The 12,675-nt window shown below is 33.9% G+C and carries 20 protein-coding genes; 17 read left to right on the top strand and 3 right to left on the bottom strand.

Features of this window, described 5'->3' with window-relative positions; all coding sequences use genetic code 11:
- Positions 1 to 88: 88 nt before the first annotated feature.
- The 3 genes from EAH81_RS02455 to EAH81_RS02465 form a co-directional block, all read right to left on the bottom strand.
- Positions 89 to 571: a hypothetical protein gene (locus EAH81_RS02455; RefSeq protein WP_140503381.1), complete on the bottom strand. Its 483-nt coding sequence runs from the start codon at positions 569 to 571 to the stop codon at positions 89 to 91.
- 404 nt (positions 572 to 975) lie between these two features.
- On the bottom strand, positions 976 to 1,548 hold the full coding sequence (locus tag EAH81_RS02460; RefSeq protein ID WP_140503384.1) for a DUF6705 family protein: 573 nt from the start codon (positions 1,546 to 1,548) through the stop codon (positions 976 to 978).
- 17 nt (positions 1,549 to 1,565) lie between these two features.
- On the bottom strand, positions 1,566 to 2,912 hold the full coding sequence (locus tag EAH81_RS02465; protein ID WP_140503386.1) for a hypothetical protein: 1,347 nt from the start codon (positions 2,910 to 2,912) through the stop codon (positions 1,566 to 1,568).
- A 308-nt stretch (positions 2,913 to 3,220) separates the two neighbouring features.
- Here EAH81_RS02465 and EAH81_RS02470 point away from each other — a divergent pair, with 308 nt between their 5' ends.
- The 17 genes from EAH81_RS02470 (at position 3,221) to EAH81_RS02550 (ending at position 12,595) form a co-directional block, all read left to right on the top strand.
- Complete coding sequence (locus EAH81_RS02470) at positions 3,221 to 3,931, top strand: hypothetical protein (protein WP_140503389.1); 711 nt, start codon at positions 3,221 to 3,223, stop codon at positions 3,929 to 3,931.
- Between the two features lie 10 nt (positions 3,932 to 3,941).
- On the top strand, positions 3,942 to 4,208 hold the full coding sequence (locus EAH81_RS02475) for a hypothetical protein (protein ID WP_140503391.1): 267 nt from the start codon (positions 3,942 to 3,944) through the stop codon (positions 4,206 to 4,208).
- Positions 4,186 to 4,695 (top strand): hypothetical protein, encoded by a 510-nt coding sequence (locus tag EAH81_RS02480; RefSeq protein ID WP_140503393.1) that lies wholly within the window; start codon positions 4,186 to 4,188, stop codon positions 4,693 to 4,695. The genes EAH81_RS02475 and EAH81_RS02480 overlap by 23 nt, the downstream gene beginning before the upstream one ends.
- Positions 4,696 to 4,713: 18 nt before the next feature.
- Positions 4,714 to 5,337 (top strand): hypothetical protein, encoded by a 624-nt coding sequence (locus EAH81_RS02485; RefSeq protein ID WP_140503395.1) that lies wholly within the window; start codon positions 4,714 to 4,716, stop codon positions 5,335 to 5,337.
- A gap of 59 nt (positions 5,338 to 5,396) precedes the next feature.
- The gene (locus EAH81_RS02490; RefSeq protein WP_140503397.1) at positions 5,397 to 5,957 is read left to right on the top strand and encodes a hypothetical protein; all 561 of its coding nucleotides are present in this window, start codon (positions 5,397 to 5,399) and stop codon (positions 5,955 to 5,957) included.
- A 75-nt stretch (positions 5,958 to 6,032) separates the two neighbouring features.
- Entirely contained in the window at positions 6,033 to 6,395 is a 363-nt protein-coding gene (locus EAH81_RS02495) for a hypothetical protein (protein ID WP_140503399.1), read from the top strand.
- A gap of 11 nt (positions 6,396 to 6,406) precedes the next feature.
- Positions 6,407 to 6,715, top strand: coding sequence for a hypothetical protein (locus EAH81_RS02500; protein WP_140503401.1), 309 nt, complete (start codon positions 6,407 to 6,409; stop codon positions 6,713 to 6,715).
- Entirely contained in the window at positions 6,703 to 7,467 is a 765-nt protein-coding gene (locus tag EAH81_RS02505; protein WP_140503403.1) for a hypothetical protein, read from the top strand. Before EAH81_RS02500 ends, EAH81_RS02505 begins: the two co-directional genes overlap by 13 nt.
- Entirely contained in the window at positions 7,455 to 7,658 is a 204-nt protein-coding gene (locus tag EAH81_RS02510; protein ID WP_140503405.1) for a hypothetical protein, read from the top strand. The genes EAH81_RS02505 and EAH81_RS02510 overlap by 13 nt, the downstream gene beginning before the upstream one ends.
- Positions 7,659 to 7,670: 12 nt before the next feature.
- Entirely contained in the window at positions 7,671 to 8,150 is a 480-nt protein-coding gene (locus EAH81_RS02515) for a hypothetical protein (RefSeq protein ID WP_140503407.1), read from the top strand.
- On the top strand, positions 8,150 to 8,578 hold the full coding sequence (locus tag EAH81_RS02520) for a hypothetical protein (protein ID WP_140503409.1): 429 nt from the start codon (positions 8,150 to 8,152) through the stop codon (positions 8,576 to 8,578). Before EAH81_RS02515 ends, EAH81_RS02520 begins: the two co-directional genes overlap by 1 nt.
- Before the next feature lie 86 nt (positions 8,579 to 8,664).
- Positions 8,665 to 9,294, top strand: a complete 630-nt coding sequence (locus EAH81_RS02525; RefSeq protein ID WP_140503411.1) for a peptidoglycan-binding domain-containing protein — start codon at positions 8,665 to 8,667, stop codon at positions 9,292 to 9,294.
- Positions 9,295 to 9,396: 102 nt separating this feature from the next.
- Positions 9,397 to 10,095 carry a glycoside hydrolase family 19 protein gene (locus tag EAH81_RS02530; RefSeq protein ID WP_140503413.1) on the top strand — a complete coding sequence of 233 codons (699 nt, stop codon included), beginning with the start codon at positions 9,397 to 9,399 and terminating at the stop codon, positions 10,093 to 10,095.
- Positions 10,092 to 10,427, top strand: coding sequence for a hypothetical protein (locus tag EAH81_RS02535; RefSeq protein WP_140503415.1), 336 nt, complete (start codon positions 10,092 to 10,094; stop codon positions 10,425 to 10,427). The genes EAH81_RS02530 and EAH81_RS02535 overlap by 4 nt, the downstream gene beginning before the upstream one ends.
- Complete coding sequence (locus EAH81_RS02540) at positions 10,427 to 10,981, top strand: hypothetical protein (RefSeq protein WP_140503418.1); 555 nt, start codon at positions 10,427 to 10,429, stop codon at positions 10,979 to 10,981. Before EAH81_RS02535 ends, EAH81_RS02540 begins: the two co-directional genes overlap by 1 nt.
- A gap of 11 nt (positions 10,982 to 10,992) precedes the next feature.
- Positions 10,993 to 11,469 carry a hypothetical protein gene (locus tag EAH81_RS02545; protein ID WP_140503420.1) on the top strand — a complete coding sequence of 159 codons (477 nt, stop codon included), beginning with the start codon at positions 10,993 to 10,995 and terminating at the stop codon, positions 11,467 to 11,469.
- A 4-nt stretch (positions 11,470 to 11,473) separates the two neighbouring features.
- Positions 11,474 to 12,595, top strand: coding sequence for a hypothetical protein (locus tag EAH81_RS02550; RefSeq protein WP_140503423.1), 1,122 nt, complete (start codon positions 11,474 to 11,476; stop codon positions 12,593 to 12,595).
- Positions 12,596 to 12,675 lie beyond the last annotated feature (80 nt).

A 12,675-nucleotide genomic window follows, 5' to 3' on the forward strand; every position in this document is an offset into this window, starting at 1 on the left:
AAACAAAAAAGCAACATCACAAAATATAGTGATGTTGCTTTTTTGTTTTAGTCATGAATGTAATATACTTTCTTACTGAAAGTAAACTTTATAATGTGTTTCTGCTCTGTCTATTTTTTGCTAAATAAAAAATAGTACCAACAATCAGAATTGGTAAAACAAAATAATAATATCTCACAAAATGATAATTGCCATTATCAATAACTAAATAAAAAGATTCAGTAAAGTAAAGATAGCTAAACGATAAAAGACAGATTGTCACAAAAACTAAATAATTTCTAGTTCTTTTTTTTAACTTGAAATATAAATTAGGCTGTAAAAAAAACAATAAATATCTTAAATATCTATCTTTAGATTGCTCTACCCTAGTTTTTAATTTTTCTATTAAAATTTTCACTAAATAAACGATCGTACCGATAATAAATATAGGCAAAGCAAAAAAGAAATAACTTATTACATAATAAGTGTCGTAAAAATTGATCGTAAAAAAATATTGATTAAAGTAAAAAAAGACAAACAACATAATGCAGATTGTCACAAAAATCAAATAATTTCTAGTTAATGTTTTCATTGTTAAAATTTTCATTATTAAAAAAAGCATTACACATTTTGAAATGTCCTAAATATATTCCTTGAAAACTAATATCATCTAACTAATTCGTATAAGCGACTAGCAATGTAGAGGACTAAAGAAAATAATAATACAAATGTAGCAACAGGTTTATAAGTAAATGCATAATAAGTATCTTTAATATTGATATCCAAACAATATTTAGTTGGATAGATGTAACCATAAATCAATAATCCTATTCCTAAAATTAAAAGTGCGTCAATAAAGTATTTCATAATCCTGTATAATATTCATCTAAAAAGGATGCATTAAAAAAACAAAGTAGCACCACTACTAGTCATACAATGGTGCTTACTCTTTAATTATAGCAAAAATTATCGTTAACTATTTTTGCAATTAACAATTTATTGCTTGGTTAAAACAATTTGATCTATAGGCATAATTTGTTGGGAGACACCTTGAGGGCAAGAACTAGGCGAAATCATTATTTTATCAGGTAATAAGAACAGTTTCATTTTAGTATTATTACTGCTTTTTAAAACCTCTATATATATCGTTCCTAGCTGTCCACATGTACTTTCTCTCCCAGAATAATTTAAATGATAGGTTGATCTCTGAATATAATCTCCTATAATTACCAAATAATTATCATCGGATAGTGTTGTTGTATTTTCAATCTGTGTTCCATTAGCATTTGTGATAATGTAACGCATTAATAAAACATCTTCTTTAGTACCCCCCGAATAGTTGTTTACAAATTTATCAATTTTAAATTTATAAGTTTTATTGTTATAAGTACCTATCCAAGTGCCAACAAATTTATCCAATAAATTATTAATATCTTTAAAGTAAGTATTATCAGGAATTCCATTTTCTGCTAATCGGTAATCTATAGCTTTTTCAACAGGAATAATTTGTTGTGCTTTGCAAGATAAGTTTGCTATAATGATAAGACTTAGTATTATTATTTTTTTCATGTTATTTACTATTGAGTTTATTGACAAGGTGTCGAATTTAATTTGTTATTTGCATTTAATGTTTTGTTTTCACTCTTCCCATCTTTTTTAATTTTATACAAAGATATTCCATTGATGCCTATATTATCTTTTAAGAATTTTAGAAAGCCTAATTCTTTTCCATCTTTTTTGATAGCAGCTTTATAGATCTGATCAAATGAACCCCAATTCTGATCTGTTTTTACATCTGCAATATTACCTGTAAAACGTAGACTATAATCTCCCGAACTTGAAACCATAGTACCAAAAACATTCTCGACAGGAATTCCGTTGGTTTTTGCATTAATTAATAACAATAGAAATTGTTTTACATCTGCAGGAGAAAACATTTTTATAGGTGCACTTTCTTTAGGATTGCCATCTTCATCCAATTCATCACTTTCATAGGGATCTATATGCACATGCATAAATCCAACCATGTCAGGTTCAATAATAAATTCTAATGAGTTTATATTAGTTCCTCCACTGCCGTTTTGTAATTCTTTAAATGATCCATCTTTCTTTTGTGCATATCCACTTTCTTTTTTCAAACTTGTTTTTGCTTTTAAAGCATCCATTTTTGCTTTGAATGCAGGATTTACAGCTTGGTCACTAATACTTTTACAAGGGTCATTTACAGCAGGAGGAGTACTGGGACTACCGCTACCTCCGCCACCTGTAGAATCCCAAGTCACTCCTGATGCGCCACCCACAGGAGCATAACCTATACTTGAACCGCCACTTCCCCAAATCATATCAAAACTAACAGCATTAGTCAGTTTAGGCTTAGGACCAATAACTACTTCTTTCAATTCTCCACCATCTATTGTTTTAGAAGTTGAAGATGTTGTAGAGTTACTCTTTACATATTGAATTTCAATAATTCCATCTTTTGCTTTGTATCCGTTAATAAAATCACCTTCGAGTGAATAAATAAGCAGTTTTCCAGAAAAACTACCTTGGGTAGAATTCTCGTCAGGTTGCATACTAAAAATGACGCTTCTAATCTCATCGTCTATCTTCACTACCAAAACACGATCATTTCGAACTTCGCTGTTTGTCGCAAAAGGAATTACGGTCAATAACTGATCACTACCGTTTAATTTTTCCAGTGTTGCTTTATCAAATTCAAGCTCACCTATTTCACTGCCTGATAATTTAGCCGTAGGATTATTAGCTGACCTTGCTAAGAATGCTTTAGCATCATTGATGCTTACGGTCTTAATTGTGCTTTGTTCCTGCTTTGTTAGGTTTTCATTGTCCTGACAATTGGTTAGTACCAATGCCAAGGTAAAAAGAAATATTCTTTTTGTAAGTTTTAATTTCTCTGGTTTGTGGTTTCTCATGGTTATATTTCAGTTTTTTCTTTCGAAAACCAAAAGTATACATTTTAAGTATTCAAAAACAATTATTTGGGTATTTCTTACAAATTTTTTTTAAAAAGTAGACAAAGTTAGTTATAGCCTACCCACTTCAACAAAGAAGCGTTTTTTTTTGCAAAGCCGTTGCAAAAGCTTTGCGAAACCTTTGCAATTGTAAAAGATCGTAATACATCTTCTGCGAATCTTCGCAAGCTTTAAACGGTTACTTTCTTCTGTTTCATATTTGTAATCGAAAAGCCTAACAACCTAATACAAGAACGAAAATGAAATAAATGGATATTGATAACTTGTTACAAAGGAACATCTTAGGCGGTCAAGAGTACGAACCGTTGTTTCCACGTGTTAGCTGTGATAAGACTAAACTGGGCAACGGTAATACTTTTGATACTGTCAGAATGATTAAGCAAATGGTTGTGAAATACAACTATCAGACAAAGGAAGTTGCAAAGGTTTTGCAACAAAGTTCATTGAAAGAAACGTGTGATAAGATTTATTGGTTTTTGTACAATCTCATTCAGTACAAAGCCGATGGAATAGAACAAAATCTTAGAAGTCCTGCTTGCGCTTTCAAGCAAAGAGTATCGGGTGTTGATTGTAAAACCTATTCCATTTTTGCCAGTTGCTTACTTGCTAATATGGGTATTCGCCACTATATCAGGCAGATTAAACAACCGAGTTTTCGCCCAGATCTATATACTCACGTTTACGTAATTGTGCCTCTTAACCAAGAAACAGGCGATATAAAAGACGGCTATTTTATTATAGACGGTACAACAAGTAATAACCGAGAACCAATATATACTATGGCACATGACACCGATGTTAATTTACCGCATTACGGGCTTAATGCTCCTATTGCAAAGGGTAAGCGCAAAACTATTGCAACAAAAACTACAACCGTTGCAAAGGAATCTAATAAACCAGTACTTCTAGGGATAGGAGCATTTTTAACGGGTTTATTTCTATTTGGGAAATCTAATTAAATAATGAAATATGATACATATTAATGTAAATGATGGGGGACTAGGAAAACCCTTTTGGAAAAAGATCAGAATTAGAGATGTCAATTTAAAAAACGTTACTAAAGCAACACTTGCACCGCATTTGCTTCTTTCTAAAAAAGCGCAAGGTACAATTGCAAAGACAGCATTTGCACCGCATTTGTTGCTTAAAAATAAAAACAAACGTTTGGTAAGATCAAACCGAGCAAAATCAACAACAATTAAAAGACAGGCAAATGGAGTATGTACTTGTAAATAGTGGGCTTGGAAAGCCTTTTTGGAAAAAAATAAGAATCAAAGATGTGAGCTTAAAAAATGTGGTTAAGGTTACTAAAGGTGTTTTACCAATTGCTACAAGTCTTATACCTGTTGTGGGTAATGCGGGATCAGGTCTTTTGTCTAAAGTCCTGAAAAATTCAAATGGTTCGGCAAGTTTTGTAGGTCGAATTGCCAACAATGCGACAACACTTTCAAAAAGCACAGTAGGAAAAGCAATTGTAAATACGATTAAAAGCAATGCACGACCACAAGTGCAAGCCGTAAGTAGCTTGAAACCTGCGCCAGTTGTAGTAAACCCAACATCTAATACAGATCAAAACGATCAGCCTGTAGGTGATTTAACACCAGTTACCCCTGCAATGGCTTCGGAACTTTTGCAAAGCCCTAAAAAAGATAATACTGCTTTATATGCTGTTGGTGCGGTTGCTGTATTGGGAGGGATTTATTTAGCAACAAAAAATAGTTAGTAATTAAATTAATCAAAAATGAATAAAGAAGTAGTAATTATTGGAGGAGGGGTACTAGGCGGTATGGTATCAAATGGAGCAAGTACGTTATTACCTGCATCTGACAGCCCGATTATGAATATTGCCTTAGCGGGTGTTTCCGTGTTTGGGGCAACAAAAGTAAGCGGAACAACAACCAAAGCAAACTTGCTTAAAGGTGCATTGATGGGAAGCGCTGTTGTGCAAATCTTATTGGCAGTTAAAAAAGTTTCAGCCAAAAGTTTAGGCACATCCCTTTCAGGTACAAGCAAATTTTCACAATTCGCAAAAGGTGCTGTTGGTTTGGGTTGTCCTGATGAAAGTGGTTTAAACGGTCAGTTTGTTGGGGCAGACGGTCAACTTTATCAATTTGACGAGCAAGGCTTAAACGGTCAATTTGTTGGGGCAGACGGGCAACTTTATCAGTATGACGAGCAAGGTTTAAACGGTCAGTTTATGGACGAAGCAGGAAATGTTTTCGAATTGGTAGACGATGGTTTACATGGAGCCGAGGAAGACCTTTATTTAGAAAACGGATTAAATGGAGCGGAACAAGTTTACGGAGAAGAAAATGGATTAAATGCTCCTGAAACAGAAATCTACAACGAACTGTACCAACAATAAAAATCAGCAAGGCTCAGAACTTGTATTAAAAATCAATCATCAATCAAAAAACAATTAAAATGAGAAATCAACAATTAGCTTCTGCAACTGCAACAATTAAAGCCAAAGCAACCGCAGGAATCCCAAGAATAGGAAATGTAGCCCTGACCGATAAAACGCTTTATTTAAACGTTGCAATCAAAGGACAAGGTGGAACTGTCGATATTATCGACGTGAATACAAAACGTGAGGTAGGAATTACCAATTTAGACGGTAACAAATTAAACTCTGGACGTGATTATGTTATTGATGGCGTTAGAGTTTTGGTTGATTCAGCTTCAAAAGCAGACATTAAAACGTCAACATGGGTTCCTGCCAATGGAACAAATCTTGATCCGGCATTTTTAAATGCAGAATTCAGATTAAAACAAGAAGGAAATGTGCTTATTGATATGCCAATTACTGATCTTTCAGGAGAAGGTGATATTCACAATTTGTTCAGAGCAATTTCAACTTCTCCGCTTTTGCGTTCAAACTTAGAGTTTGAAATGGAAATTGAATACCCTAAAGGTGTTCCAGTTGACAATGTAACAGCTCATAACGTTCGTTTTGAATTCAGAGCAACGCAAGCCAAACTATAATCAAACAAAATTTTTTCTAAATCTAAAAAAGCCGTAAAACGTAAAGGTTACGGCTTTTTTTAAATAATCAATAAAATGGCAGTAAGAGAAAAAGTAATCAATTTGGTGTTAGCAGTCGGACAAACAGAAGTCGATTTCACAACCGCACTGGATTCAGGTTTTATCCTTGGCGCAGAATTACACACCAATCATATAAATGTAGATAACTACGCTGAATTTGGAATTTTTGATGATAGTGGTGTAGCCTTTTCAAAACCGACACCAATCGATCATTGGAAACGTAGAGAGGGTTCAGGTTTTGCCGATAGTTACAAACCGTTGTTATTTGAAACGGAACACAAAACTTTTCAATTCAAAGTAAAAACCAAAGTACCTGTTATAAAAGAAACCTATTTCGCTTTGATTTTGATGTACAAAATTAAACCTGAATGTAAATAAATCACGATCAAATGACACAAGGCATTATTACTAAAATTACAGGAGTTGTTTTTTTAAAACTAAAAGAAGATAAAGAAATATCGGTCGATAATGTGACTACTCTGCAAGTTAGAAATAACGGTGTTGTTAGTGTCTTTGTCAATGAATTCGAAATCGCAAGCAAAGAAACTTTTGTTCTGGTTACTCCCGATGGGTCGCAATCCAAAATCGATTTAAGCATTCGGTTTGGCGATACGGAATCAGGAGATTTTCAAAATTCAAGTTGGAATAAAAGAGAGTTAGATATTATTTATAAAAAGACATTGAGATGCAAGAATTAGACAACCTGATAGAGAAATTAAATACCGATAAATATTCGGCTGTTTCGGTTTTTGATTTAAAAGCAGACAGATGGATTTTTAGAAATAAATCACATCAGGAAATTAAGAATGATTTTGAAAGTGCCGAAGATTTCTTTGAAGATATTTTTGCAAAAGGACATCGAAATTTAAACCTGACTTTGAAGCGTAAAAACGGAAGCACTTATAAAATTGACGGTGAGCCTTTCGATGTGAATTTTTCAACTCAGAACAAACCGCAGGTTGTGGAAGTTCAGCAGGCAAAACCAGTTCAGACACCCGATATTTTCTCTAATTCATTTGGTCTTGGCACTCTTGATGTTATGAATTTAATGGTTGCCAAAAATGATGCATCCCGACTACACACAGAAAACGAGTTTTTGAAATCCGAGAATAAGGAAATCAAAAAAAAGTATGAAGATATCAGGGAAGAACAATTGGCTTCTAAATATGATGTCAATAAAAGTAAAGGCACTCAGGAAATGTTAATGGGGGCAATTCAACAATTACCAACCCTGATCAGTTTTGTGAAAGGCGTTCCTGCTGTCGGGCTTTCCGCACCAGTTGAAACCTTTGAAAGCGAAGTAAAACAACATTTTGCAATGACTTTGCAACACCTTGACGATACTGTTGTAGGAGTTCTGAACAGCATTAACAAAGGGCTTAACAACAATAATGAGTTTTCGGAAGAATTAGCACAACTATTAAAAAAATACCATTTATGGGAAGCGTAAACACCCCAATTCAAATTGAAGTAAAAACGGCAAATCTTTTTGCAAGAGAAGCCAAAACAAAAGCTTTGACAGATTTAGCACAGCTTGATAATGATGTGCTTTTAAAACTGGCGGAACTCTCAAAAAGTCCAAAAGCCATTGAGCAGTTAAAAACCAATTTTCCCATGATTAAAGGTTTTTTGTCTAATTAAAAACCTTACACAATGAAGCAAAAAGGTCTAAGAAATCCCGCAGTTATTGCCAGTGTTTTAACAAGTCCACAGGGGCAAAAGATGATCGGAAAATCACAAGAAAAAACCGAAAAAGCAATCAGTACAGGATTTACATTTTTAAAGGTTTTGCTTGTGGGTGGAATCGTTGCAGTGATCTATTTTAAATTCTTAAAAGGATTTACCAAGATAAAAGAAGATACCCGCTACAAACCAAGTAATATTAATGTTACCCAAGCAAGAGCGAGAGCCGAAGCCATCTACACTGCTTTACTGGGATTTGGAGCAAATTACAGCGCTGTTGAAAACAACCTAACAGGACTTAATCACAACGGATTTATTCGGGTGTACAATGAGTTTGGAGAGCGTCGAAGTGCAACACTCAGTAAAATGAATTTGGTGGAATGGCTACAGGATCAGTTCAAAGAGGATGATATAGCCAAATTAAGATTTTTAATAAAAGGATTTTTCTAATGATGACAACAAAGAAAAAGATAGTTATAGTAACCGCCTCAGTGGTTATTTTAGGTTTGGGAGTTTACTTTTTGACCAGAACCAATTCAAACGGAAAATCTGTTTTAGGTGGCAATAAAAAGTATATCGATGAAGGTGACATTAATACGGTTCCTGCTTTTTCTGCCAGTCAAAAAGTAGCCTTATTGTACGATGCCATGAATCGCTACAATGGTACAGATGAAACCTTGATTTTTGAAACTCTAACAGGAGTAACACAGGCACAATTTGGACTTATTAATAAGGCATTCGGGCTAAAAAATTACAATCGTTTATTAGGTTATAATACCATCGGAGGCACAAAATTACCTTTGAAAACTTGGCTAAAAGAAGAACTTAACGATTCGGAATACAGCCTTCTTAGAAAAAAATTCCCGCTCTATTTATAAACTCAAATGTAGATTTTTTTGCGTGCCTGGAAAAACTGCAGCTGCGGATCTGAGCAAAAAAAATCTACAATTTAAAACAGGAAAGTATGAAATTGAAAAATGAAGATAAGTTATTGATAGGAGGCGGAATAGTTGCGTTAGGAACAATTGGATTTCTATACTGGCAAAAAAAGAAAAAAGAAAAAGACAATGATCTGCTCTTAGATGATATTCCCGAACCGCCAAATGTTATAGATAATCCTACCCCACAAGCAGGGGCATCTTTAGACAGAAACAAAGTGTTGTCAAAAGGTAGCAAAGGTCTTGAAGTAAGAGAATTGCAAAGGCTTTTAGGGGTTAACGTTGACGGAGATTTTGGAGCAAACACCCTAAAGGCTTTGCAAAGTAAAAAAGGAGTTGTAAAGATTAGTTTAGCCAGTTACATTACTACTAAACCCGTTGTAAACAAAGTAATCAATGCTATTCCGACGGCGCTTGTTGTTCCTAAAGTCGGTCAGAAATTAATGGCAAACATGGATAAGGTTAGTCTTTTCAATGCCAAGAGAACCGCAAGCGGGGTTTATTTCAATGACGGTACAAAACCCTTTTTTAAAAACTCCCTTAATTATGGTCAGTACATCGGAACTTTTGTAGCTTCTAAATTAGGCGGGCAATATTTAATCAAACGTGACAATGTTTACTATTTCGTAAACGCAAATGCGGTAAAAGCGTATTAAAATGCCAACAACGACACAATCAACCTTAATGATAAGCGCACTAGCAGTACTGGCAATTGTACTGTTATTGCCGAAATCTGAACCTAAAAAAGTGATATTATAATGAGTTTCATTTTAGACAATAGCAATGTATTTTTAAAAGCATTTTTAAAATATAACATCAATAATCCGCTGAGAATTGCGCATTATTTAGCACAACTTTCCCACGAATCGGGGAATTTTACAAGGCTTGTAGAAAACCTGAATTACACCCCTGAGGGACTTGCAAGTACAAGTCCATTTAATAGCCGTATGACCGTTGTACAAAGGAATCTTTACGGGCGTACGGCTTCACATCCCGCCAATCAAATAATGATCGCCAATATTGGGTATGCCAATTCAAACGGTAACGGAAATGTTGCCAGTGGTGACGGTTGGAGATTTAGAGGACGTGGTTTGATTCAGCTTACAGGAAGAGCCAATTACGAAGCCTACAAAAAGTACTCGGGATATGATGTTGTTACTAATCCTGATCTGCTTTTGCAGGTCGGTATTGCCATTGATTGTGCAGCTTGGTTTTTTTCTGTTTATAAAGACCTTAATTCTTTGGCAGATGCCAATTTAATTACCAAGATCACACAGAAGATCAACGGCAAAACCAATGGATTAGCCGACAGAATAAGCAAGTTTAAATTTTACAAAGCTCAAAACATCACCATTGAGTTATTAAAAAAAAAAGCGAAACCCTTACCTAATTTTAACAGTATCCGCACTTACGCTTTTAATTGGCTATCACCTTTTAACAACACGAAACAATCATGAGAGAACTATTATTTGAGTTGAAAATTTGGAGAGATTACATTTTACTGGGGATAGTTATCCTAATGGGAATATTTACCAAAATCTACAATGCCACACAAAAAGGAAAAAAGGCAACACTTAGTTACATTTTAGCCGAGGGGATTGTTAGTGTTTTTGTTGCTATTTCAGTTTATGTTATCACAAGTGAGTTTTTAAATCTTAGCAAATTTTTGACTTTCGTGCTTTGTGCGTGGGGCGGTTCGCTTAGTACTTTAATCCATAGTGAAGTCGAGCAATTAATAAGTAGTTTTTTCAACGGACTAAAAATTTTAATCAAAACAAAACTAAAATAATGAAAACAAATCTATATCATCATGACCCATTTAAAGGATTTTTAAGAATCCTGTTCATACTCTTACTTTCTTGGTCACTGGCGTTTGTATTTTCCCGCTGTAGTTCAAAAAAACCTAATCCGGTGCATACCATCGAACGCAGTGTAGAACATAAAACTGACAGTGTAAAAACTACTGAAATAAATCGGGCAATTTTAGACAGCCTTATTGTAAAAGTGGCAAAGGTCAAAACAGCAAAACCCGAATGTGACAGTATTACTCAGGCAACACTCGATCAGGTTTTAAGGCAACTCAACAGTTATAAAAAATCAGGAAGCAACGAAGCAAGTGTTCGGTACGATGAAGCCCTAAAACAAATTGTAGTGCTTCTTAAACAAGCTGAGACAAAAGCGCAAATCACCTCTGTAAATAAAGTAGAAAAGGAAAAAGAAAAGGAAGTAGAACCCATTATTATAAGGGAAAAGTACATCCCTGCATGGGTTAAAATATTTGCTTTTATCGGAGGTTTAGCAATCCTGTTTTTGGGTTGGAGAATTGGTAGAATTTTCATTTAAAAAATTAGAAAATGAGCGTTAAAAAAATAATTATCGGAGCGGGAATAGTTGCAATTGCAGGTTATTTTTTTATTGAATACAAAGTACAGAAGATCATTGAAAGATTTCAATTTGTAAAAATTTATCCAACTGCGATAAAGAAATTCAATATCAAATGGAATGAAGGATCTCCTTTTGTGACGTTTAATTTGGATATAAAATTAGTCAATCCAACATCGGAGGTTTTCTCGGCTAAGATTGTAGCTGTTAAACTCAAGAGAATTATATTTTACGATAAAAACAATATTCTTTTAGGTACTGCAACGGTAAACACGGATGCTATAACTATTCCCGCCAATGGAAGCACAACGCTTTTCGATATTCCAATTCAGTTAGAACTTAAAACGATTGCCAGTACAATTATATCAGCAATTCAAAACAGTTTTAATTTAAAAGACATTAGAATTGAAAGCGTCGTAAGCATTTTAGGCACTGAACATAAAATTTAATTCCATGACCCTAGCCCAAGAATTTAATAGTTTAAATGGTTTGATCGTTTCTCGCAAAACCTTAGAAGATTTACTTATTAAGGCTGAAAAGGAAAAAAACACGATCATATCAAAAAGAGTAATTAAGGTACTTCAGGCATTTAAAGATGATACTTTTTTGATTGAAATAAACAATCTTGTTGAGCCATACGGTTTAAATGGTGTTAAGAAAGTCACTAAGAAAACACCCCTTAAAATCCCGATCACAAATCTGTTTGAGGTTTATACAAATAAAAACAAAAAACGTACTAAAGTCATAAAAAAAGCGCCAGTGACCAAAGCTGTTACAAAGCCCATGATAAAAAAGAATACAGTTGTAAAAAGTATTGCAAAGCCCATTGCAAAGGAAAAAATAGTTGTTGCAAAGCCAAATCTTAATAAAAATTCCTTAGCCTATAAAATGGCTAACAAACCTAAAAACGTTAACTATTTCAAGATTGATAATAAAGATATATCAGACTTTTTAGGAAAAATTGAAATTCAGGAAAAAGAAAGCGTTGTAATCACATTAACAGGCGGTCAGGGATCAATGAAAACGAGAATGTGTTTTCAGTTCATTAATACTTTTGCTCAAAATTACAAGGTGGGTCATGCCAGTATCGAAGAGCATCCCGAAAGTACATTGTATTATGACAAAGCAAATGAGTACCTGAACAATCAGGCTTTGATTGATACCGAAGCACCTGTAATAAAAAGCGTTGCAGATTTAGATAAACTGATTAGAAATAATGATGTCATTGTAATTGACAGTTTCTCTAAAATGCAGGAAATGCAAAAAGGTTTTGAAGTTGACAAGGATTTAAGAAAGAAATACAACGGGAAGTTATTCATTGTCATTTTTCAGCAAACAACAGACGGTAAAATGCGTGGAGGTTCTAAAAGTCAATTTGATGCAGATGTTGTTTTATTTACGGAAAAGAAATCAGACTATAGAGAGAATTACATTTTTGCGGATAAAAACCGTTACCAAAGCAAACCGCTTGACACCTTAAAGTTTAATATTTTCAATAAAAAACTTGTCTCGATTCAGGCTGAGAATCGCACAGAATCAAAAACAAAGAAGAAATTATCGTTCACGGTAAATTAATAAAGTAAAAAGTAGATTTTTTTTTAATCCGGATGCTCATTTCTCCATGTTAATTTCAATAAAAAATCTACAATTCAAAA

Origin of the sequence: Flavobacterium pectinovorum (assembly GCF_006438875.1) — a bacterium.
Taxonomy (GTDB): Bacteria; Bacteroidota; Bacteroidia; order Flavobacteriales; family Flavobacteriaceae; genus Flavobacterium; species Flavobacterium pectinovorum_A.